This is a genomic window from Gordonia alkanivorans (genome assembly GCF_004011905.1).
In the GTDB taxonomy this organism is placed as follows: Bacteria; Actinomycetota; Actinomycetes; order Mycobacteriales; family Mycobacteriaceae; genus Gordonia; species Gordonia alkanivorans.
Genome location: NZ_CP027114.1, coordinates 1,303,073 through 1,324,729, shown reverse-complemented (window position 1 = coordinate 1,324,729; position 21,657 = coordinate 1,303,073). Strand labels below are relative to the sequence as shown.

The following is a 21,657-nucleotide window of genomic DNA, read 5'->3' as shown; positions in this document are numbered from 1 at the left end:
TTGGCTATACCCAATGGTCAACGGGTCTAGATTTGCTGTGAATGTGCGCTATGGTCTGTTCACCATGCCTGACCGAAGAACGACCCGGACCAAGGGCGCCGACCGCAAGCGACAGCTCGTCGACTCTGCGGCGACGCTCTTCGTCCAGCGCGGCTACTCACAGGTGTCGGTGGCCGACATCGCCCGCGCCGCCGGGGTCACCGCGCCGTCGGTGTACAGGCATTTCGACGACAAACAGTCACTTCTCGAGCAGGCCGTCCTCGCCGGCGTCGACGACCTCGAAGCGTGTACCGCTCGAGCACTCCGCGACGGAAACGACGCCGCGACGCTGATCTCGACGGTGTGCGCGCTCGCGGTCCAGCGCCCGCAGACGGCGTCGCTCTGGCGCTGGACGAGTAACTACCTGACCGTCGAGCAGAACAAGCAGGTCGCGCTCCGCACCCGTGAGGTGATCGGGCAGTGGGCGGCGGCGATCCTGACCGACCGCGACGACCTGACCGAGCGCGAGGCGGTCCAGTTGGCGTGGGCGATACTGAGTGTCAGCGGCAGTGTGACCGTCCATCACACGCGAATGTCGAGCGCCCGCGCCCAGGAGGAGATCGAAAAGCTGGTCCGACGCCTGCTGACCCTGAGTCCGGCGACCGCACCGACCCTCGACACCGCACCGGTGATATCCGGTGTCACACGGTCGCGTCGCGACGAGATCCTCGACGCCGCGGCCGCCCTGTTCGCCGACCGCGGTTACTCCGATGTCGGCGTCGACGAGATCGGACGGGCCGTCGGAATCGCCGGACCCAGTGTGTACAAACACTTTCCGTCGAAGATGGCGATCCTGGTAGCCATCGGTTATCGCAGCGGCGCGCGCCTGGACGCCGGAGTGATGGCGGCGTACGGCGCAACCGACGACCCGGCGAAGCTCCTGGCGGCACTCGTCGACTCTTATGTCGACGTCATCACCAGCACGCCCGACCTCTCGGTCAGCTTCAACAACTCGTCCGTGCTCGCCGGGCAACCCGGCGCCACCGACCTCCTCGACATCCAGCGGCGCTACGTCGCCCGCTGGATCGATCTGCTCGTCGAGGTGGATCCTTCGCTCAAGCGCGACCAGGGCGCGGTCGCCGTACACGCGGCGCTGTCGGTCGTCAACGACGCCGTGCGGATGCGCCGAGGAGCACAGAGCCCGCAGTTCGCCGCTCGGATGGCCTATCTGATGAAGGGCGTGCTGGCGATCTGACTGCCCTGGCGCCGTTGCGCTCCCCAACGGCCCGGCAGTGCGAGACACTTTCTGCATGCCGGAAGACGCCCCCTCCCTCACCGCCGACGATGCTACCGAACCCCGCTACACGCGCGACGAACTGATCGCCGAGCTCGGCATCGAATCGGATTTCGCCGAGAAGGCCTGGAATGCTTTCGGTTTCGTGCGACGCTCGACCAACGACAAGGTCGCCACCGAGAGTGACGTCGCCGCGCTGCGCATGTTCGCCGCGTCGTCGGCGGCGATGCCGGAGTCGACTCAGATCGCGATGGCACGAGCGATCGGCCAGACCATGTCGCGTCTGGCCGACTGGGAGGCCGACCAACTTCGTGAGATCGCCGACGACCCCGACATCCCCTGGTCCCTCGAGCAGATGAGTGCCGCGCTGGGCCAGGTCCAGCAGCTCATCTGGCGACGCCACATGGCACTGGCGCTGGAACGCCACGCGGATCACTCCGCGGATGAACAGTTCGATCTGATCGTCGGATTCGCCGACATCGTCGGTTACACGAGCCTCTCGCGCCGTATCGATCTGGCCGACCTCGAAGCACTTCTCGGGTCTTTCGAGGACGACACCTTCGACGTCGTCGTCGATCATGGCGGTCGCGTGGTCAAGACTCTCGGCGACGCGGTGATGTTCACGTTCGAGGATGCTCATGCCGCGGCGGCAGCAGCGATCCGAATCCACGAACTGTCCGAGAACGATCACGTCCCGCCGCTCCGCGTCGGCCTCGCCCGTGGCCCGGTGCTGACCAGGCTCGGCGACGTCTTCGGCGAACCCGTCAACATCGCCTCCCGACTGGCGAGTTCGGCCCGGCCAGGCACCACTCTCATCGATGACACCATCGCCGACGAGATCAGCGCCGACGACCGGTTCTACCTCAAATCGATGCCTTCCCTGCGAGTCCGGGGATACAAGCACCTCAAGGCGCGCGTGCTCGAAAGCCATCGCGACGGCCCGCTCAACGACTGACCGGCAGACTTCGGCTCGACCGGCAGACTTCGATCGAGGTCTGTGTGTCGAGCTAAGGTTCGCCGGTCGCCTGTGGACAAAGATCCGAAGGCCGCGACCTGCCGAACTATGGTGGCGACCGCACATCTATCGTGGTTTGCGACATCAAAGGGGGGTTTGTGTCGGACTTGGTTGTTGACCCATCAGCGCTCGACACCGCGGCGACGCACGTCTCGAACTGCGCGTCGCGACTGATGGCGCTCGAGCTGTCCTCGTATGCGGGCTTGGAGGGGACGTCTTCGACGTTCAGCGAACTGGCCGGCAACTTCAAAGGCGCGACCGCCGACATGTCAGTGGTGGCCGCCACCGCAGACGAGCACATCGCCACATCCCTGGCTAACCTGTCCGGCGCAGTCGCCGCGTTCTCCGAACTGGTGGTCGACGCCAAGGAGACCACCGTGGCAACGGACGGTCAGAGCGCCGGTCATATCCGAGACGCCGTTCCGTATCCCACGCGTCAGGGTGACCAGAAGAATCACGTCGTCCCACTCAGCATCCTGTTGTCGGTGCAGTAAAGCTCATGCCTCCGAGTTATAGCGAGGTGACCCTTGGAAACCAGAGGTCATGACACAAATCGCGTTCGGCATCGTTCGCCTGCAGGCCCATCTGGAGGTCGAGGCACCGAAGGCAGGCAACCCGGTCCTGAATCTGACGTCCGGGCAATGGCACGGGGAGGCGCGCGGCGCTGCCGACACCCGGGCCGAGGGCGTCACTCGATGGATCCGGAACACCGCCGACGAATACGGCGACCTCGCAGAGGTCCTGCAGACCGGCGCCGCCAACATTCGCAGCGCGATAACCGCATTGGAAAGCCGCACCACTCTCGCCGACAGCAGAGGCTACATCCGCGACCGCGGAAGCCGTGGGTACGCGATCAACTTCGATCCCGCCCGTGCGCCGGATGGTGCCGAGTACGACGCCCGCGAAGCGTTCGAGCACCAGTCCGCGCTGTCAGGCCTCGCCACTGCTGCTGATGACACGATGACTGCGACGCGGGACGCGATCAGTCGTGCGCTCGGCGAGATCGGCGGCATCACACCCACTTCCGTTGGCAAGAACCGAGGAGCCGTCGACCCCGCGCTCGCAGAAAGCGATGCCAAAGCGGTACGCGATGGCACGGCCACGCCTGAACAACTCGGCCGATTCACACGAATGATGGATGTCACGCCGGAGCAGTTGGCCGAGTTGAAGAAAGGCAACCATGCCGGCATGGATCCCTCACGGGCCAGGTACATCTTGAACGCGATGGGTTATGGCGACATCGATCTGAAGAGTGCTGCCGCGACGGCGGCGTTCGGCGCGATTGAGCGCCGAGGCCAGGACATCGGGTGGGTCTTCGACCAAAAGCAGCGATACGCTGGGACACGTCATTCTCGCTCAGTGTCCGGATTGACCCCCGAAGAAGTGTCTCGGAATTACAAGCTAGGGCGAGCACTGTTCCGTGGTTCCCAGGTCCTCAGCGTTGCTGTCACCGGATGGGACGAGTTCAGCAAGTACCGAGACGGGGACCAAAGCCTCGGCGACGCCGTGGCAGTCACCGCAGGATCTGCGGCTGGGGGTGCGATCGGCGGCGCTGCCGCAGGGGCAGTCGTCGGAACGTTCTTCGGGCCAGTTGGGACCGCGATCGGGGCGGGCATCGGCGCTGCCATCGGCAGTATGGCCGGCGCTGACAGCGTTCGAGCAATTATGGATTGATAGGACGGGGAAACCAGATGAACAGACGTCGTACTGACAGGCCGAGGCACAGTTCGAACCGCCTTCCCCTCGACAACGGCGTCGCCGTAACCGATTGGCTGAAGAATGCCTTGGTTTGCGCTCCCACAGGGGTTGCATTCATCGCCGGGCTTTTCTTTGGCGATTTCCTCGCCTCGTAGGTGTCGAGAGGTGATCTCTGCGATCGAGTACGCAATCGTCAACTATGGCGCTACGGCCAAGCTGCACGCTGTGACAGCCGAACTCGAATTCATACCTTCAGTTTTCTGGTATGACATGGATCCGGAAGCCGCGCATCAGGCTTCCGCAAGTCGGGTACTACTCCGCGCCGAGGAGCCGACACCGCCTTTCGTCGCGAACGTCGTGCTCCAGTACTTCAGTTTCGGCGAGGTCCCGCCCATTCCCCTCGGAAGCCTTGACACGACACTGGACTTCACGCCTCTCGATGGCGCTGAGATACTTGGGCACCAAGTACTCGACGACGGGTACCGTTGTGTTGACGATGCGGAGTACACGTCTGGCGGAATCGATCTACGGGTCCGGCGGACTCAATTGTCTTACCAGATGGCTGACTTCGGATCTGCGCTGGCCATCTACACGGCAACGACGACTGTCGCAGCGTGGGGCGACGTAGAACGAGAAATCATCGAGATGGAAGAGCAATGGCAAACCAGAACGACCCGAATCAGTTGAACGCAGAAGACAATCGGTGGACAAAGCCGAGTACCTACTTCACTGGCGTGGTCTCGATGTTGCTCACCTATCCAGCACTGGCCTTCCTTGCCGGCCTCATGTTGGCGTACTTCACCGCGTAGTCGGTAAGACCTCCCGTCAGCCCGCATCCGGCAGACGTCAACTCGACTTCCAGACTTCGATCGAAGTCGCGTAGTCGAGTTGAGGTTCGGCAGTCACCGCTCGGCAACCGCACTGATGCGTACCTCGCTCGCCTTGACCACGAGCACGACGTCGAGCCCGGCGACCAACCCCAGATCGGCAACAGCCGCCCAGGTGACCTCGGCGGACACGACCTGCCCCCCGACGTCGGTGTTGACGACCGCGTGGTCACCGCGGGGCACCACGTCACGGACGGTCGCCCGCAGAGTTGTTCTCGGACTGCCGTGCGGCTCTTCGAGATACACGGCGACAGCACGAGGTGAGAACGTCGCCGCGGCCGGCGTTCCTGCACCTAGACCACCAACGGGCACGTCCTCCCCGACCGACCCGACCACCTGACTACCTGACTCGTCGACGACCGTCGAGTCCTCACCGATCTGCCCCATGAACAGATTCAACCCCGACAGCGATGCGGTGAACCTCGACCCCGGGTTGGTCAGAACCTGTCTTGTAGAGCCGGATTCGACGACCTCCCCCTGTTCCAGCACGACGATGTCCTCCGCAAGCCCGAGGGCGTCGACCGGGTCATGGGTGACCATGATCGTGGTGCGGCCGTGATCGGCGAGCAGACCCCGCAACAGGGCCCGCAACCGACTCCCCACATCGACATCCAGCGCACGAAACGGCTCATCCAACAGCAGTACCCGTGGTTCGGCGGCCATCGCCCGAGCGATGGCGACCCGCTGTGCCTGACCACCGGACAGCTCGTCGGGCTTCCGGTCCGCCAACTCCTCGACCTCGACGGCCGCCAGCCACCGCGTCACCCTCTCCGCCACCGCGGCACGCGTCAACCGCTGCGCCGACGGCGCGAAAGCCACGTTCTCCGCAACCGTCAGATGAGGAAAGAGCCGCGCATCCTGCGATAGCAGCGCCACACCCCGACGATGCGGCGGCACGAACACCCGATCGTCACGAAACACCTCATCGCCCAGACTGATACGCGATCCCCGGTCCCCCCGCAGTAGTCCCGCGATCACCCGCAGCATCGTCGACTTCCCCGCGCCATTCGGTCCGACGACGGCAGTCGTACGGCCTGCGGTGAATCGGTGTTCCACAGTCAGCGGGGGCACCTCCTGGTCGATGGACACCAACAGGTCCTCGCCACTCACAGAACACCTGCCCCGGTCCGGCGTCGTCGTCGGCTGTGCACACCCACCACGACCACCAGCGAGATCACCACCAGGACAAGCGACAACGGGATCGCGGCCTGCGGGTCGTCGATCGCCGACACGTAGATCGCCAGCGGTGCCGTCTGGGTGACACCGGGAGCGTTGCCCGCGAAGGTGATCGTCGCCCCGAACTCGCCGAGCGCCCGCGCGAACGCCAGGACCACACCGGCGAGCAGCGACGGCGCCACCAGCGGCAGGGTGACCCTCCACAACGTGCGGGTCGGTCCGGCACCCAGAGTCGCCGCGACTTCCTCGTACCGCGTACCCACTACGCGCACAGCACCTTCGACGCTGATCACCAGGAACGGCAGCGCGACGAAGGTCTGCGCCAGCACGACGGCGGTCGTGGTGAACGCGATATCGATACCGGCGTCGTGCAGATGTTCTCCGACGATCCCGAGGCGCCCGAAGGTGTACAACAACGCGAGGCCCCCGACCACCGGGGGGAGCACGAGTGGGAGCAACACCAGTGAGCGCAGCACACGGACGAACGGGCCGTCGTGGCGCGCGAAGATCACCGCCATCGGCACTCCCATGATCAGACACAAGACGGTGCTGAGCGAGGCCGTGATCAGCGAGAGCCGCAGCGCGTCAACCGAAGACGGGGATGTCACCTGCTCGATGAAACCGCCCCACGGCGACCGGAGCAGCAAAGCCAGAGGCGGCACGACGATCAGCGCGACACCGAGTGCGGCGAAACTGTATGTCCACAGCGGCAATCCGGTGGGATCACGAGGGACGCGACCGGGACGGCGCATCGTCACGGCACCCCGAAACCGGCATCACGCAGTATCCGCCGACCGTCCTCGCCGAGCACCAGGTCCCGGAACTGCGAGGCCAGTTCGTGGTCATCGGCGTCGGCGATCACCGCGATCGGATAGTCGTTGACGACCGTCGCGAACGCCGGATCGTTCACGGTGGTCACCTGGTCACCGGCCGCACGGGCGTCGGTCACATACACGACCCCGGCGTCGGCCTGTCCGGTCGCCACCTTGGTGAGCACCGCGCTCACCGACTGCTCCTCCGACACCGCGTCGATCGTGATCCCCGTGCGGCGCACCACGGTGTCGGTGGCGGCGCCGCACGGTTGAGCCACCTGGCAGACGACGGTGGTGATGCCTGGCTTCGTCAGATCGGCGAATGACCGGACGTTCTTCGGGTTCCCCGGAGCGGTGACGATCACCAGGGTGTTGGTGGCAAAGATCTCGGGATCCACGGCCAGTTCGCCGAGTTTCGACATGTTCCTCTGATCGGCACTCGCGAAGACGTCGGCGGGCGCGCCCTGCCGGATCTGATTGGCGAGCGTCGACGACCCGTCGAAGGACAGGCGGACGTCGACACCGTCGTGCTGTCTCTCGAACTCATCGGCGATCGCGGTGAAGGTCTTCGACAACGACGCCGCGGCGGAGACGTCGAGGACTCGCCCATCCGACCCGCTCGCCGAGCAACCCGCGACGAGCAGCATCCCGACCACCACGAGGGCGACCCCGCGCCTCGTCATCGATCGGCTCGGCTCGTCTCGACCATCACGTTGGTCGACTTCACGATCGCGGTCGCGACCGACCCCGGCTCCAGCGCCAACTCTCGCGCCGACTGCGCACTCATCAGCGATGTCACCTCGAACGGCCCGCACTGCATCGTCACCTGCGCCATGACCCCGTCCACCTGAACCTCGGTGACCAGTCCGGTGAACCGATTGCGGGCAGAACGCACGACAGGCACCCCATCATCGGGCGCGACCGCACGCTCCCGCGCCAGCTCCGCGAGCCGGGCGCCGTCGACCGTCGCGACCGGGCCGTCGTCGGACTGTGCGAGCACCCCGGATGCGATCCACCTGCGGACGGTGTCGTCGCTGACGCCGAGCAGAGTCGCGGCATCCTTGATCCGTATCGCGGTCACGACGTCACTATAACCGCATCTGCGTGATAGATCCGGCAATGCTTCCGCAGATGCGGAACACCACCGCCTCTTGACTTCAAGTGAGCTTCAAGTCTTAGCGTTTACCTCACGCCGACCGTCGGAGTTCGGGCCGTCGGACCGATGAGTTCCGTGGGGGGCCACGGTCTGTCATGTCGAGGAACACCGCAGTTCCGCGACGGCCCCTGAGATGTCCCCCATCTACACCCGGAGACACCGGAAAATCGTTCGCCCTTGTCAGACCCCATCGATACCGTGGAGAGTTATGAGCTCAGTCACAGACCCCGCCGCCGCGCCCGGCGCCCTCGCGACGCCCGACGTCGCGATCGAGGCCATCGACCTGGTGAAACGCTTCGGCGATTTCACCGCGGTCGACGGCGTCAGCTTCACGGTCCCGCGCGGGTCCGTACTCGGCCTGCTCGGTCCCAACGGCGCCGGCAAGACCACCACTGTCCGCATGATGACCACCCTGTCACCACCGACGAGCGGGACCGCCCGGATCGCCGGTTACGACGTCCTCGAACAGCCCGGCCTGGTCCGGCAGAACATGGGCCTCACCGGCCAGGCCGCGACCGTCGACGAGATCCTCACCGGTCGCGAGAACCTGCGCATGATCGGCGGCCTCTACGGCATCGGTCGCAAGACCCTGACCCGTCGCTCCGATGAACTCCTGGAGCAGTTCTCCCTCACCGAGGCCGGCAACAAACCGGTCAAGTCGTACTCCGGAGGTATGCGCCGCCGACTCGACCTCGCCGTCAGCCTCCTGGCCGCCCCGCCCGTGCTGTTCCTCGACGAGCCGACCACCGGCCTCGACCCGCGGAGCCGCTCGGAACTGTGGGATGTCCTGCGTGACCTGGTCGCCGACGGGACCACGCTCCTGCTGACGACCCAGTACCTCGAAGAGGCCGACCAGCTCGCCGACGACATCGTCGTCATCGACAAGGGCCGGATCATCGCCCACGGCACGCCGCTGCAGCTCAAGGAACAGGCCGGTTCGGCCAGCCTCGTGCTGACCGTGTCCCGGGGCGAGGATCTCCCGGCGGCCGAGGCGCTGCTGCGCAAGAACGGTGCCGAGGTCTTCGTCGACGTTCCCGCTCGTCGGCTCACCACCGCCTCCGGCGGCCTCGGAGACCTCCCCCGCGTCGCCGCCTGGTTCGACGAAAGCGGTATCGCCGTCGACGATTTCGGACTCGCGCGCCCGAGCCTCGACGACGTCTTCCTGTCCCTGACCGGCCACCGCGCCGAGGACACCACCAACACCACCGACGAGGAGATCGCCTGATGACCACCACTGCTGAGAAAGACGCGGTGGTCGCGAACACATCGCGCATCCATCCGACCACCCTCTGGCAACAGTCCTGGATCATGGTCAAACGCAACATGATCCACACCAGACGTATGCCGGAGATGCTTTCCGACGTCACGATCCAGCCGATCATGTTCGTCGTGTTGTTCGCGTACGTGTTCGGTGCGTCGATCCAGACCGACAGCGCTTCCTACAAGGAATTCCTGCTGCCGGGCATCATGGGCCAGACCATCGTGTTCACCGCGTTCATCGTGGCGTCGGGAATCACGGCCGATCTCGAGAAGGGCATCATCGACCGGTTCCGGTCGCTACCCATCCGGCGATCGTCGGTGCTGATCGGCCGGAGCATCGCGAGTGTCATGCACAGTTCCATCGGCATCGTGGTGATGTCGTTGACCGGTCTCGCGATCGGCTGGCGCATCCGCGGGTCGTTCGTCGACGCCGTTCTCGCGTACTGCCTGCTACTCCTGTTCGGCTTCGCGATGATCTGGTTCGGCATTCTCATCGGGTCATGGCTGCGAACCGTGGAAGCGGTGAACGGCTTCATGTTCTCGACGCTGTTCCCGATCACCTTCCTGTCGAACGCCTTCGTCCCGACCGACCCGATGCCCACCTGGCTGCGGACGATCGCCGAATGGAATCCGATGTCATCGCTCGTCCAGGCGTTGCGTGTGCTGTGGGGCAACGGTCCGGAGTTCGGTCCGGGTTCGGCGCTGCCGCTACAGCATCCGGTGATCTCGACCATCATCTGGGCGGTCGCGCTGACCCTGGTCTTCGCACCGTTCGCCCTACGCGCCTACAACAAGCGGACCATCGACTGAGCCGCTAGGACATCGAGGGGACTACAGCGGCCCGTTCAGGCAGTCAGAGTGATCGCCTGCAGCGGGTCGCTGTAGATCGCGTCCAGGGAGACCGCGCCGGCCGCCTGCTGCTGCACCGTGGCTCCCGAATGCGACACTCGCACATCACGCTTGGCGACGATCGAGGTCTCCCGAACCGCGCGTGCCACCGTCGGAAGGCTGGTCGGGTAGTCGGTGAACGCCTGACCGCCGAGGATGATGTGGTCCGGGTTGAAGATGTCGGCGATCAGACCGACCGTGCGGCCCAGCACCTCGGCGCGCTCTTCGAGGAGGGCGCGCGCGGTGGCGTCACCCGCACGGGCCAGGCCGTGCAGACCTTCGACGTCGGTCACCGAAAGACCCAGCGCCCGAGCGGCTTCGACGATGCCGGTGTCGCTCACCGCGGGCTCGAGTCGACCCGTGCGGTGCGGATCGAGCAGCGTGGTGGCGCCGGTCGGGAAGTGTCCGATGACCGGAGGTCCCGCGGTCGGGGTGTGGACGGTGCCGCCGACGCTGAAGGCGATGCCCAGCATCTCGCGGGCGTAGAAGTACAGGAAGCTCGACTGCTCGTCGACGGGGTTGAGGACCAGCTCGGCGGCTGCCATCGCCTCGACGTGCGAGGCGACGGACACCGGCAGGCCCACGGCCTCGGCGATCACCCCGCCGACGGGCGCACCTTCCCATCCGAGACGGGGGTGATCGACGATGCCGCCATCGGCGACACGCCCACCGAGCGCCACGCCGACCCAGAGCACGCGCTTCCCGGTCCACCGCTCGGCGAAGCGACGAGCGCTCACGCCGATCGCGGCGAGGGTCTCCTCGGGGGTGTCGGCCTCCGGCGTCGGGATCTGGATGGCACCGACCACGCGGTGGAGCAGATCGTGGGTGGTGATCGAGGTGACCTTGTATCCGATGTGGATACCGAGGGTGAGGAACTCGGCGAGGTTGACCTCGAAGGGCAGACGCGGACGACCGATGGCTCCCGACGGGGCCAGGTCGGCGCGTTCGCGGATCAGACCAGCCTTCAGCAGAGCGCTGACCTGGCGGTTGACCGTCGAGATACTGAGACCGGTGCGCTCGGCGGCATCATCGCGGAAGAGGGGGCCGGCCAAGCGTGCGGCCCGGAGGACGAGCGCGGCCGGCTTGTTCGAGAGCTCGAGGCGCGGCGTCGAGACGTGCACCCGCTGATCCCCCTTCTTCACGCCGCGTCGGTCCGCGGTCGATCCCGGGAGCCGGGGCGACGGCACCGACGAAGGTACGGATGACAACGGTACGGGTTGGCGGTTGACCTGCGGTCCGCGGCGCACCGGCCGCGATGCAGGTCGCCGGGTCAGCGGAGTGGGCGCGGTACGCAGGGTACGGCCGGAGATCTCAGGAAGAATTGCAGTCATGATCGTCCTCGTCGAAAACCCCGCGCTCAGAGGGCGGGGCAGGGTGGCTGAAGTGCTCGGAAAAGAGACTTGGAGCGACACCCCGGACGAGGCGTCGGCTCAGCGCATTCGACGACAACAACAGAGAACGCGAGCGAGCGGCAGACGGCAGCCCAGAGCGGTGGTCACATAGGTGACCTCCGACAGGTTGCGGTCGACACTCGTCATGTCGATCAAGTTAGCAACGCCGACGCCGCGGCGGCAAGCCCGTTCCTCCAGGTGACGGAGTTTTCGATACCCACGCGACTACGCGTTCACCGGCGAGTTCAGGCCCGTCCGCGACGTCGTACCCGGGTTGCACCCGCTGTGGTTCCACACCGACACCCTGCGGCTACCCGACCTGCGGCCCATCGCCGAGCGGACCGAGGTCGGTTGTTCCACCGAGTCGAGTGTGTCGGTGATCGACGGTAAATTGTGAGCATGACCACAACCGCGGGCGAGTCCGTCTCCGACGCCGAGTTCCTCGAGATCGCCGAACCGTTCCGTCGCGAGATCATCGCCCACTGCTACCGCATGATGGGCTCCCACCACGACGCGGAGGACCTCGCCCAGGAGACCTTCCTGCGCGCATGGCGCGGCTACGCCAAGTTCGACCACCGTTCCTCGGTGCGGACCTGGCTGCACAAGATCGCGACCAACACCTGCCTCACCGCGCTGCAGAGTTCTCAGCGTCGCCCACTTCCGTCCGGGCTCGGCGGCGACGCCTTCGATCCCACCGACGACCTGCTCCAGAACCATGAGGTGCCATGGCTGGAGCCGTACGCCGGCACCGTCGACGAGATCACCCCCGGCGACGCCGCCGACCCCGCCTTCGTCGTCGGCGCACGGGAATCGGTCCGGCTGGCGTTCATCGCCGCCCTCCAGCACCTACCGGAACGACAACGCGCGGTGCTGATCCTGCGTGACGTGCTGCAGTGGCGGGCGGCCGAGGTCGCCGACACCATCGGCGTCACCACCGCGACCGTCAACAGTCTCCTGCAGCGCGCCCGCGAGCAGCTCAAGACCGCACGACCCCAGGCGGAGTCGGCGAGTGCGGACTCGTCGGTCCTCGACGACGACGCCAAACGGGAGCTGCTCGCCCGGTACGTGTCGGCCTTCGAGCGCTACGACGTCGATGCGATCGCCGAGATGTTCACCGACAAGGCCATCTGGGAGATGCCGCCGTTCACCGGTTGGTACCAGGGCCCGGAGGCCATCGGAACCCTCATCCGCAAGAACTGCCCCGCGGAGAAGGCCGGCGACCAGATCCTGCTGCCCACGGTCGCCAACGGACAGCCCGCGTTCGGTCTGTACATGCGCGAACCCGACGGCGTCCATCGGCCGTTCCAGCTCCAGGTCCTCGACATCGATGCGCAGGCGAAGAAGGTCGGTTACGTGGTGGCGTTCTTCAGCGACACCATGGAAGAGGATTTCGCCAGGTTCGGGCTACCCGCCACTCCGTACGACGCACCCGCACGAACTGCGCCGAGCCCCTGGCACTGACGTCGACGCCGGTCAATCCTCGGAGTTCTGCGGCAGTTGAGAGGGGTCCATCCAGACCACCTCCCAGGCGTGACCGTCCGGATCGCAGAAGCTGTGGCAGTACATGAACCCGAGGTCCTCGGGTTCACGAAGCGGTGTGCCCCCGGCGGTCAGTGCCGTGCCGACGAGGCGGTCGGCGTGCTCTCGACTGTCGGCGGAGAACGAGACGAGAGCCTCTCGCCCCCGCGCGGGGTCGGCGATGCTCATGGCCGCGAACCCTTCGAAGCGTCGGCGCTGCATCAGGATCACCATCGCGGTGTCGTTGATCGGCATGCACACCGTGGCCGGATCGCAGAACATCTCGTCGAACCGGAAGCCCAGCGCGCCGAAGAACCGTCGTGACCGCGCGACGTCGGCGACCGGCAGATTGACGAAGAGCATCGGTGCCACAGGCGGCCTCCAGTCGAGATCGGGTCTCTCGGCCCCACCGCCCGAGCGCGTGCGAATCGCCGGCCGGGAGGGGGCCTCACCCAATACAGACCAGCCCCCGCAAACGAATTCATCGCCATCGAATAATGTTCACTCATGGGCGTCATCTATCTTGTGCGGCACGGTCAGGCTAATGCGTTGGCGTACGGCGTATCCGACGCCACCGACGACCTCCGGAACGGACCCGGCGGACTCACCGCCACCGGCGATACCCAGGCCGCGCTCTCCGGGTCGTTCCTTGCCGGCCAGGTGGAGCGGTTCACCGCAGCAGTCAGCGGCGACCTCGTTCGGCAGAGCCAGACACTGAACGGCGTGCTCGGTAGGTTCGAATCCCGCCCCGACGCCAACGTCGACGCGGGTTGGAACGAGTACTCGCTGCCCGCACTGGTGGGGCACGCCTCGCCCGAGATGTACCACGACAACCGTGCCTACCAGCAGCAGCTCGACAAGGGTTTGGCGGGATGGATCGCCGCCGGCGATCACGAGCCGGATCCGGGTCCCGACGGCGGTCCCGCCGAGAGTTACCCCCAGTTCAAGGCACGCGTGCACGACGCCGCGGCGCGGGCAGCCGAGGTGGCGGGTTCCGGCCAGACCGTTCTCGTGGTGTCCTCCGCGGGGACCATCACCCAGTGGATCGCCCAGTTGTGGGGAATCCCCGACGAGAACTGGCCGGCGATGGCGCGCACCATGGTCAATGCGTCGATCACCAAGCTCATCGTGGGCCGCCAGGGCGTCTCCGTCGTGTCGTTCAACGAACACGGACACCTCTCCGACCGCGAGGGCGGGGTCTCGACCGTGCGCTGAGGCCTACGGCCGCGCAACAGTAGACGAACGCAAGCGAGGAGCCGCGTCGAACCACCCCCGTCGCAGGGAGATTCGACGCGGCTCCTCGCCTGTGTTGAAGCTCGTTACGCCCGATGCAGATTCGTGCCCGGACGCGTGAGCACCACGTTCGGGAGCACCGCGTACCGCGACAGCTGCGTGATCGAGTGTGCGACAACAGCAACGTCTGCGGCCGTGATCATCTCGTCGGCCGGGATGCGGTCCTTGAGCCAGTCGGTCATGTCGGTGTTGACGTAGCCCGGCGCGATCGTCGTCGCGCTGACGCCGTTCTCCGACTCCTCGAGGTTGAACGTCTCGCACAGTGAGATCAGCGCAGCCTTGGTCGCACCATAGGCGGAGAGTTCGGGCTCCGGGTAGACACCGGTGATCGATGCCACCGCGATGACTTTCGCAGCACCTGAAGTTTCCGCGGTTGCCCGCAGCGTCGGGAGTGCCGCCTGCAGCAGTATGTACGGTGCCCGCACGTTGACCTCGTAGAGACGGTCGAAACGCTTGACCGGCATCTCCGCCACCGCGCCCTTGGACCCCATGCCCGCGTTGATGATCAACGCGTCGCAGCGCCCGAAGGCGTCGGCGTGCGCGGCACCGAGCGCGGTGATCGCGTCGGTGTCGGTCATGTCGGCCGGGACGACCTCGACCCGACCTGCGCCGTGCTCGCGGAGCTCGGCCGCCCTCTTCTCCAACGCCTCCCGACCTCGGGCACTGATCGTCAGGTCCCAGCCGTCGGCCGCGAACTTCTCGGCGATGGCCGCCCCGATTCCCGGGATGCGCCGGTGACCAACGCGGCCCGGGTGTTCGACACTTCACTCATGCACTTGTCCCCGTATCTCTGTCTGTCCGGAATCGAGCTCGGCTGATGTGACGCAGACCGTCGGCGATGAAGGCTGCGGTGGCCTCGCCCGCACGCTCGGCACCGTCGCCCGCCGACGCACCCGAGAGCGCGCGGTAGGTGATGCCCTCGGCGATCACACCGAGTTTCAGATTGGCGAGCCCGAGGTAGAAGTCCCAGTCACCGAGGTCGGAACCGGTTGCGGTGGCGTACTTCTGCGCGATCTCGTCCACGGAGGCATAGCGATCGCTGGTCCACGCCGCGGAGAAGCCGAGCACCTGGTCGAAGGCCCCGGTCCGGTAGACACACATCAGCGCCACGTCGGTGAGCGGGTCACCGAGGGTGGACATCTCCCAGTCCACGACGGCGGCGATGCGCGCCGGATCGTTCGCGTCGACGATGGTGTTGTCGACGCGGAAGTCGCCGTGCACCACCGATTCCCGCGCCTGCTCCGGCACCCGCGCCGACAGCGCTTCGACGAGTCGCTCGACATCGGGCAACTCGCGCGTCTTCACGTGACCCCATTGCCGGGCCCACAGCTTCACCTGTCGGGCAGCGAATCCGGCCGGACGACCGAACTCACCGAGGCCGACCGCCCGGTAATCGACGGCGTGGAGGTCGGCGAGAGTCTGGACAAGACCGTCGAGGTTGGCGGCCACCTCGGCGTCGGAGTACACCGCCAGATCCTCGGCGGTGCGCACGACACGTCCGTCGACGAATTCGACGACGGTGCAGGGCGCTCCGATGATCGACCCGTCGGAGTCGAAGGCGATGGTCCGCGCGACCGGCACCGAGGTCGACTGCAGCGCACTGGTGACGGCCCACTCGCGGTTCATGTCATGGGCCGACGGCGTGAGTCCACCGGTCGGCGGACGACGCGCGACCCATCTGGTCTGGCCGTCGGTGACGGTGTAGGTCAGGTTCGACTTGCCGCCGCTGATGAGCTCGATGGACAGGTCACCGGCGAGTTCGACGCCGTTGTCGACGAGGAGGCGGCGGAGCTTGTCGGCCTCGAGAGCTGATTCACCGGTCATTTCGCACCCGCCGCAGCCTGTGCCTTCTTCGCGCGGCCGACGGCGCGGCGAGCGATGGCCCACCGATGGACCTCGGACGGGCCGTCGTAGACGCGGAACGGGCGGAGTTCCTGCGACAGTCGTGCGATCGGCAGGTCGGCGGAGACACCGAGTCCGCCGCACATCTGGATGCTGCGATCGGCGATCCGCGAATACGCCTCACCGGCAAAAGTCTTGGCGATCGACGTCTCGTCGGAGGCGTGGTTGCCCAGGTCCAGTTCGTGACATGCCTTGAGCAGCAACGCCCGCGAGGCTGCCAGGTCGATCTCGTTGTCGGCGATCATCTGCTGGATCATGCCGAGGTCACCGAGTCGGCCACCGAATCCCTCACGGCGCGAGACGTAGTCGACGGCGACGTCGTGACAGCGCTTGGCGGCGCCGAGCCAGCGCATGACGTGGGTCATGCGGGCCGGGCCGAGGCGGACCTGCGCGTAGCGGTAGCCCTCGTCGACCTCGCCCAGGATGTCCTCGTCGGGGACGAAGACGTCGTCGAACGTGACCTCGCAGTGTCCGCCGATCATCGCCTTGTCGATGGTGTTGATGTGACGGCCGACGGTGATTCCCGCGGTGCCGGCCGGAGCCAGGAACATCGTGGCGCCGCCGCGATCACCCGGCGACCCCGCGGTGCGGGCCATGATGATGAAGAAGCCCGCACCCTCGGCACCGGTGATGAAGTGCTTCTCGCCGTTGATCTTCCAGCCGCCGTCGACGCGGACCGCCTGCGTGCGCAGCGCATTGGGGTCCGAGCCCGCGCCCGGTGCCGGTTCGGTCATCGCGAAGGCCGAACGAACCTCACCCGTGGCGAGCGGGGCCAGGTACTTGTGGCGCTGTTCCTCGCTGGCGATGCGCTCGAGCATGTGGATGTTGCCCTCGTCGGGTGCACCGATGTGCAGCGCGACGGGGCCGAAGGTGGAGTAGCCGGCTGCCTCGAAAACCGGTGCGCGATCGGCCATGTCGAGTCCGTGTCCGCCGAACTCGACCGGTGCGTGCGGCGCGAAGATGCCCTCCGCCTTGGCCTTTGCGTTCATCTCGCGACGGAGGTCGTCGCCGCCGGCCGCGGTGATGTCGCCACCGTTCGCGTCCTCGAGCGGCAACACGTAGTCGCGGACGAAGCGTTCGGTCTTCTCGACCAGCTCGACCACCGCGGGATCGTGGCGCAGGTCTATGGGCATCGTGACTCCTTTGGCTGGACCGACGGGAACTTACCCCGCCGCCGACCGAGCGATCGTTCGGCCGTCCATACCTTGCCAGGCGATGCGATCCCGGTCAAGGCTGACCGGGTGAAATCCGTGCCCTCAGTTGGTGCGGTAACCGACGAGGGCGCGGGCGAGCTGGAGGTTCCGGGAGATCAGCTCGTCCGGCCCCAGCAGACCGTCGAGCTTGAACCAGGTCGAGACCCCGACGCACATCGTCGCCACGGCGCGGGCCGCGTCCTTCGGGTACTCGGTGGTGAAGTCGCCCGCCTCCACGCCGGCGAAGACGATCTCGTCGACCATCCGCTGTTGACGGTCGCGGTGGCCGATGTACTTCGGCCGGTAGTCGTCGTCGAGACTCCGGATCTCCGTGGACCCGACGAAGGCCTGTTCGCGGCGGTACATGTGGAACCGCAGCAGGGATTCGACGACCGCGTCGAACTGCTTCACCGGTTCCGGGCCGGCCTCGAGGATCGCCGCCTCCGAACGGGCCAGCAGGTCGGTCATCGTGCGCTCGAGCAGGCCCTGCAACAGGGACTGCTTCGACGGGTAGTGGTGGTACAGCCCGGGCACCGAGAGGTTGGCCCGCGCGGCGATCTCACGCACCGACGTGCCGTGGTAGCCCTGCTCGGCGAACGCCTCGAGGGCTGCGGCCAACGGGATCGGGAGCTCGGGCTCGCCGTAGTCACGCCAGGCGCCGAGAGGTTGCTTCGCCGGTCGTACGTCGGTTTCGCCGGTTCCGCTGCTCATGGGATCGACCATATCTGCCCGTGGAGCACTACTCACCATCGGCGCTGCCGTGGGACAGGCTCTTCTCCAGGATCTCCGCCGGGGACACGAGCAACGCGACGCTGAGGTCGACGACGTCGGACTGGGAGAGCTCGACGTCTCCCTCGAGCCACGCCGCGAGCAGTCGGCTCAGCCCACCGACCTGGTAGTGCGCCACGCCGGCGGCCTGGGCGGGGCCGACATGAACGTCGAGGATCGACGAGGTGCTCTGCAGTGTCAGACCGGCGAAGAGGGCGGTGGACTCCATCCGCTTCGCGGCGATCACCGGGCTCAGCAGTGCCTGCGAGAACAGCAGCCGGCCTTTGCGTCGATCCCGGTCGATGAGGTCGACGATGGCGGCAACCGCTCCCGACACTTTGGAGCGCATGGTCGCGCCCTCGGAGAACGCCGCCAGACCCGAGTGGGTGATCTCCTCGATGACCTCGTCGTACACCACACCGACGAGCTGATCGACCGACTCGAAGCTCTCGTAGAAATACCGTGCGGTCAGCCCGGCCCGCCGGCAGACGCCGCGCACCGTGACCGCCTCCGCGTCGTCGGCTCCGAGCAGGTCGAGGGCTGCGTCGATCAGCGATGCGCGGCGTCGCGCGACCCGGGTGTCACCACCCTCGCCGCCGTAGGCGCGGAGGGAAGCCGCCGGGTCCGACGCCGCAGCGTCGGACCCGTTCTCCGGGTTCGAAGGTCCTCTTCCCATGGTTCCTATCTTGACACCCCGGTAAGTTCATGTTTTATAAAACGGGAAACAAACGTTTCCTAAATCCGACCAGGAGGGGTTCGATGGCATCGGAGCCTATCACCAGTGGAAGCTCGGCCCTGTCGCCGCAGAGGCCGGGAGATGTGACCGCGGAGGTCGCCGAGTTCCTCACCGCCGAACGCCCGGACACCGAGTTCCTGCCGTCGACCGCTCGCATGTCCCGTGCCGAACTCGACGCCCTCCCGTCGGCCCAGGATCTCGACCCGCTCGGCATCGGCGTCATCGCCGGCGCGGCGAACGTCATCATGCAGCTGAGCCTGCCCGCGGTCGGTTACGGCGTCTACGAGAGCCGCGTCGATTCGGGCAACCTGTTCAAGCATCCACTCAAGCGGGGTCGCACCACGCTGAGCTACCTCGCGGTTGCGGGTCTGGGCAGCGCCAAGGACCGCAAGGCCTACCGCAAGGCGATCGGCAAGGCCCACGCGCAGGTCCGCTCGACCGCCGACAGCCCGGTGAAGTACAACGCCTTCGACCCGAAACTACAGCTCTGGGTCGCGGCCTGCCTGTACCGCGGGACCGAGGACGTCCACCGGATCTTCGGCGGGGTGACCGAGGTGACCGACGAGTTCTACCAGGCCGGCGCCGTGCTGGGTACCACGCTGCAGGTGCCGCGGGAAGCCTGGCCGGCCGACCGCGAGGCCTTCGAGGAGTACTGGAACTCGACCGTCGAGACGCTCGAGATCGACCCGGTCATCCGTGGGTACCTGCTGCAGATCGCCCGTGCCGAGTTCCTGGGTCCGGTCGTCGCCAAGCTGCTGGGCTGGTACTTCGAGATCTTGGCGATCGGCTTCCTGCCGGAGAACTTCCGCCGCAAGATGGACGTCCGTCTGTCGCCGTGGCAGGAGCTGTTCTTCGCCAAGCACAACGCCGTTCTGCGGGCGATCATCACCCGCGCACCCAAGCCGGTCCGCAGCTTCCCGTTCAACGTTCTGCTCGCCGACGTCCGCTGGCGGATGCGCACCGGTCGGCCCCTGGTCTGAGCCTTCTGTCCCGGTTGGGGGAAGCCCGTCCCGCTCATCTCGAGCGGGGCGGGCTTTTCGGTTCAGACCCTCCGCAACGCCTCGCGATCGAGAGCGGCGGCATCGGTGTGACCGGCCAGGCCGAGGGTGAGGTCGAGTTCGGCGATGATGTCGGCCACCGCATCCCGGGCGCCGTCGGCACCGGCGAGCGCCAACCCGTACATGTGTGGTCGGCCGATGCATGCGGCGTCGGCGCCCAGCGCCAGTGCCTTGAACACGTCTGAGCCGGTGTAGATCCCGGAGTCGACGAGCACCTTGATCCGACCGTCGACCGCGGGTGCGATCTCGTCGGGGGCGTCGATCGTGCTGATCGCGCCGTCGATCTGACGTCCGCCGTGGTTGGACACGATGATGCCGTCGACCCCGGCGTCGACGGCGCGACGGGCGTCGTCGGGATGCAGCACGCCCTTGAGGACGATCGGCAACGACGTGCGTTCGCGCAGGCCGGCGAGGTCGTCCCAGTTCAGCGACGGGCGCGAGTAGATGTCGAGGAAGGTCTGAACAGCGGCCCGCGGCTGGGGCGACGTGAGGTTCGAGAGGAAGCGTCCGGGTGCGTTGCGCGTGATCGAGATCAGGGTCGCGATGGCGCCGAGCGAGATCTCCGGCCGCTCCTCGGCGGCGGTGCGCAACCGGTCGGCGACGATGTCGACGAAGCGCCGATCGGAGGTGTACTGCGCGATCCCCTCGCCCCGCGCGAACGGCAGCGATCCCAGGTTCAGATCCTGTGGCCGCCAGCCGAGCATCGTGGTGTCGAGGGTGACGACCACCGCGTCGGCGCTGATGGCCGCCGCGCGGGCGAGCAGACTGTCGACCAGGTCATCGTCGGTGGACCAGTACAGCTGGAACCAGCGGGGAGCTCCCGGGGTCACGCCGTCCATCTCGGCCGCCACGGTTTCCATCGGCACGCTCGCCTGGTTCGAAAAGATGTAGGGCACACCGAGTTCCGCGGCGGCATGACCGATCAGACGGTCCGCATCGGGAGCGGCGAGCGAGCCCGCACCCACGGGCGCGAACAGCACGGGCGCCGGGATGCGACGTCCGAACAGCTCCACCTCGAGGTTCCGCGCGGAGACGTCGCGGAGAATACGTGGCACGATCGCCCAGCGGTCCAGGGCCTGCCGGTTGGCCGCCATCGTCCGACCCTCACCGGCGCCTCCGCCGATGTACGCCCACGCGCGAGCCGACATCGACCGCTTGGCACGGCGTTCGAGTTCCGCGAAATCCGTTGGTACGCGGGGCTTTCGCCGATGGACACCAGCGGTGTAGATGTCGTTCTGCCGCGCTCGCCCGTATCCCGTGGTCATGGGAGCCGATCGTAACGTCGGCATCGCAGGCCCCGGGGAGGATTCCCGGGCCGGGTGTCAGCGCGTGGCGACAGCGGTCGCGCCGGCCGCGGCGACCGTCACGACGCCGTCCGCCGGCCAGGCGCCGATCTTCTTCGCGAGCGGATGCGAACCGCCGAATGCCGCCAGATATCCGGCCAACAACCCACCGGCCACCGCCGGACCCTGCTTGACCGCCCACTGCCGGGTACACCAGGCACCCGCCGCCGCGAGGACCACCCCGCCGAGCTCTCGTCGACCGCTGTAGCGGGCCGCCGCGAAGCCGCCGACCAGACCCACAGCCACCACGGGCACCGTTGCATCCACTGCCATACGACCCAACCTACCGC

22 protein-coding genes and 1 pseudogene are annotated in these 21,657 nt (G+C 66.8%); 10 read left to right on the top strand and 13 right to left on the bottom strand.

All coding sequences use genetic code 11. From position 1 onward, the window contains the following. The first annotated feature begins 13 nt into the window (after nucleotides 1–13). The 5 genes from C5O27_RS06085 (at nucleotide 14) to C5O27_RS06065 (ending at nucleotide 4,673) form a co-directional block, all read left to right on the top strand. Nucleotides 14–1,234: a TetR/AcrR family transcriptional regulator gene (locus tag C5O27_RS06085; RefSeq protein ID WP_127962185.1), complete on the top strand. Its 1,221-nt coding sequence runs from the start codon at nucleotides 14–16 to the stop codon at nucleotides 1,232–1,234. A 55-nt stretch (nucleotides 1,235–1,289) separates the two neighbouring features. After that, nucleotides 1,290–2,228, top strand: coding sequence for an adenylate/guanylate cyclase domain-containing protein (locus tag C5O27_RS06080; RefSeq protein WP_127962184.1), 939 nt, complete (start codon nucleotides 1,290–1,292; stop codon nucleotides 2,226–2,228). Nucleotides 2,229–2,386: 158 nt separating this feature from the next. Continuing rightward, the gene (locus tag C5O27_RS06075; RefSeq protein WP_127963773.1) at nucleotides 2,387–2,782 is read left to right on the top strand and encodes a hypothetical protein; all 396 of its coding nucleotides are present in this window, start codon (nucleotides 2,387–2,389) and stop codon (nucleotides 2,780–2,782) included. Between the two features lie 49 nt (nucleotides 2,783–2,831). Continuing rightward, nucleotides 2,832–3,962 (top strand): hypothetical protein, encoded by a 1,131-nt coding sequence (locus tag C5O27_RS06070; protein ID WP_244216598.1) that lies wholly within the window; start codon nucleotides 2,832–2,834, stop codon nucleotides 3,960–3,962. A 189-nt stretch (nucleotides 3,963–4,151) separates the two neighbouring features. Beyond that, complete coding sequence (locus C5O27_RS06065; protein ID WP_127962183.1) at nucleotides 4,152–4,673, top strand: acetyltransferase; 522 nt, start codon at nucleotides 4,152–4,154, stop codon at nucleotides 4,671–4,673. 215 nt (nucleotides 4,674–4,888) lie between these two features. On the opposite strand, the gene C5O27_RS06060 is transcribed toward C5O27_RS06065, so the two are convergent. From C5O27_RS06060 to C5O27_RS06045, 4 genes are read right to left on the bottom strand one after another with little or no spacing between them, the layout of a single operon-like run. Next, on the bottom strand, nucleotides 4,889–5,983 hold the full coding sequence (locus C5O27_RS06060; protein ID WP_127962182.1) for a sulfate/molybdate ABC transporter ATP-binding protein: 1,095 nt from the start codon (nucleotides 5,981–5,983) through the stop codon (nucleotides 4,889–4,891). Then, entirely contained in the window at nucleotides 5,980–6,801 is an 822-nt protein-coding gene (locus tag C5O27_RS06055) for an ABC transporter permease (RefSeq protein WP_419773322.1), read from the bottom strand. The genes C5O27_RS06060 and C5O27_RS06055 overlap by 4 nt, the downstream gene beginning before the upstream one ends. A gap of 2 nt (nucleotides 6,802–6,803) precedes the next feature. After that, nucleotides 6,804–7,544 carry a molybdate ABC transporter substrate-binding protein gene (gene modA / locus C5O27_RS06050; protein WP_127962180.1) on the bottom strand — a complete coding sequence of 247 codons (741 nt, stop codon included), beginning with the start codon at nucleotides 7,542–7,544 and terminating at the stop codon, nucleotides 6,804–6,806. Further along, entirely contained in the window at nucleotides 7,541–7,942 is a 402-nt protein-coding gene (locus tag C5O27_RS06045; RefSeq protein WP_006357963.1) for a TOBE domain-containing protein, read from the bottom strand. Before C5O27_RS06045 ends, modA begins: the two co-directional genes overlap by 4 nt. A gap of 283 nt (nucleotides 7,943–8,225) precedes the next feature. Between C5O27_RS06045 and C5O27_RS06040 the strand changes: the two genes are divergently transcribed. Both C5O27_RS06040 and C5O27_RS06035 read left to right on the top strand, forming a co-directional pair. Next, entirely contained in the window at nucleotides 8,226–9,242 is a 1,017-nt protein-coding gene (locus C5O27_RS06040) for an ATP-binding cassette domain-containing protein (protein ID WP_006357964.1), read from the top strand. Beyond that, nucleotides 9,242–10,087, top strand: coding sequence for an ABC transporter permease (locus C5O27_RS06035; protein ID WP_006357965.1), 846 nt, complete (start codon nucleotides 9,242–9,244; stop codon nucleotides 10,085–10,087). The genes C5O27_RS06040 and C5O27_RS06035 overlap by 1 nt, the downstream gene beginning before the upstream one ends. 35 nt (nucleotides 10,088–10,122) lie before the next feature. On the opposite strand, the gene C5O27_RS06030 is transcribed toward C5O27_RS06035, so the two are convergent. Beyond that, nucleotides 10,123–11,286, bottom strand: coding sequence for an ROK family transcriptional regulator (locus tag C5O27_RS06030; protein WP_127963772.1), 1,164 nt, complete (start codon nucleotides 11,284–11,286; stop codon nucleotides 10,123–10,125). A 669-nt stretch (nucleotides 11,287–11,955) separates the two neighbouring features. Between C5O27_RS06030 and C5O27_RS06025 the strand changes: the two genes are divergently transcribed. Continuing rightward, nucleotides 11,956–13,017, top strand: coding sequence for a sigma-70 family RNA polymerase sigma factor (locus C5O27_RS06025; protein WP_127962179.1), 1,062 nt, complete (start codon nucleotides 11,956–11,958; stop codon nucleotides 13,015–13,017). Nucleotides 13,018–13,029: 12 nt separating this feature from the next. Here the strand turns inward: C5O27_RS06025 and C5O27_RS06020 are convergent, their stop codons facing one another. After that, nucleotides 13,030–13,446, bottom strand: a complete 417-nt coding sequence (locus C5O27_RS06020; protein WP_127962178.1) for a VOC family protein — start codon at nucleotides 13,444–13,446, stop codon at nucleotides 13,030–13,032. Between the two features lie 135 nt (nucleotides 13,447–13,581). Between C5O27_RS06020 and C5O27_RS06015 the strand changes: the two genes are divergently transcribed. After that, nucleotides 13,582–14,289 carry a histidine phosphatase family protein gene (locus C5O27_RS06015; protein WP_006357969.1) on the top strand — a complete coding sequence of 236 codons (708 nt, stop codon included), beginning with the start codon at nucleotides 13,582–13,584 and terminating at the stop codon, nucleotides 14,287–14,289. A gap of 104 nt (nucleotides 14,290–14,393) precedes the next feature. On the opposite strand, the pseudogene C5O27_RS06010 reads toward C5O27_RS06015, so the two are convergent. The 5 genes and pseudogenes from C5O27_RS06010 to C5O27_RS05990 all read right to left on the bottom strand — a co-directional run bounded on the left by C5O27_RS06010 (nucleotide 14,394) and on the right by C5O27_RS05990 (nucleotide 18,906). Beyond that, nucleotides 14,394–15,139, bottom strand: a pseudogene (locus C5O27_RS06010) (SDR family NAD(P)-dependent oxidoreductase). Continuing rightward, nucleotides 15,136–16,191, bottom strand: a complete 1,056-nt coding sequence (locus C5O27_RS06005; RefSeq protein WP_127962177.1) for a phosphotransferase family protein — start codon at nucleotides 16,189–16,191, stop codon at nucleotides 15,136–15,138. The pseudogene C5O27_RS06010 and the gene C5O27_RS06005 overlap by 4 nt, the downstream one beginning before the upstream one ends. Beyond that, entirely contained in the window at nucleotides 16,188–17,402 is a 1,215-nt protein-coding gene (locus C5O27_RS06000; protein WP_006357972.1) for an acyl-CoA dehydrogenase family protein, read from the bottom strand. The genes C5O27_RS06005 and C5O27_RS06000 overlap by 4 nt, the downstream gene beginning before the upstream one ends. 123 nt (nucleotides 17,403–17,525) lie before the next feature. Then, nucleotides 17,526–18,173, bottom strand: a complete 648-nt coding sequence (locus C5O27_RS05995; protein ID WP_006357973.1) for a TetR/AcrR family transcriptional regulator — start codon at nucleotides 18,171–18,173, stop codon at nucleotides 17,526–17,528. A 28-nt stretch (nucleotides 18,174–18,201) separates the two neighbouring features. Next, a complete protein-coding gene (locus C5O27_RS05990; protein WP_127962176.1) occupies nucleotides 18,202–18,906 on the bottom strand; it encodes a TetR/AcrR family transcriptional regulator in 705 nt (234 codons plus the stop codon). Between the two features lie 83 nt (nucleotides 18,907–18,989). Between C5O27_RS05990 and C5O27_RS05985 the strand changes: the two genes are divergently transcribed. Beyond that, on the top strand, nucleotides 18,990–19,946 hold the full coding sequence (locus tag C5O27_RS05985; protein ID WP_127962175.1) for an oxygenase MpaB family protein: 957 nt from the start codon (nucleotides 18,990–18,992) through the stop codon (nucleotides 19,944–19,946). A 62-nt stretch (nucleotides 19,947–20,008) separates the two neighbouring features. On the opposite strand, the gene C5O27_RS05980 is transcribed toward C5O27_RS05985, so the two are convergent. After that, complete coding sequence (locus tag C5O27_RS05980) at nucleotides 20,009–21,289, bottom strand: alpha-hydroxy-acid oxidizing protein (RefSeq protein ID WP_127962174.1); 1,281 nt, start codon at nucleotides 21,287–21,289, stop codon at nucleotides 20,009–20,011. Nucleotides 21,290–21,346: 57 nt separating this feature from the next. Beyond that, the gene (locus C5O27_RS05975; protein ID WP_208651440.1) at nucleotides 21,347–21,640 is read right to left on the bottom strand and encodes a hypothetical protein; all 294 of its coding nucleotides are present in this window, start codon (nucleotides 21,638–21,640) and stop codon (nucleotides 21,347–21,349) included. Nucleotides 21,641–21,657 lie beyond the last annotated feature (17 nt).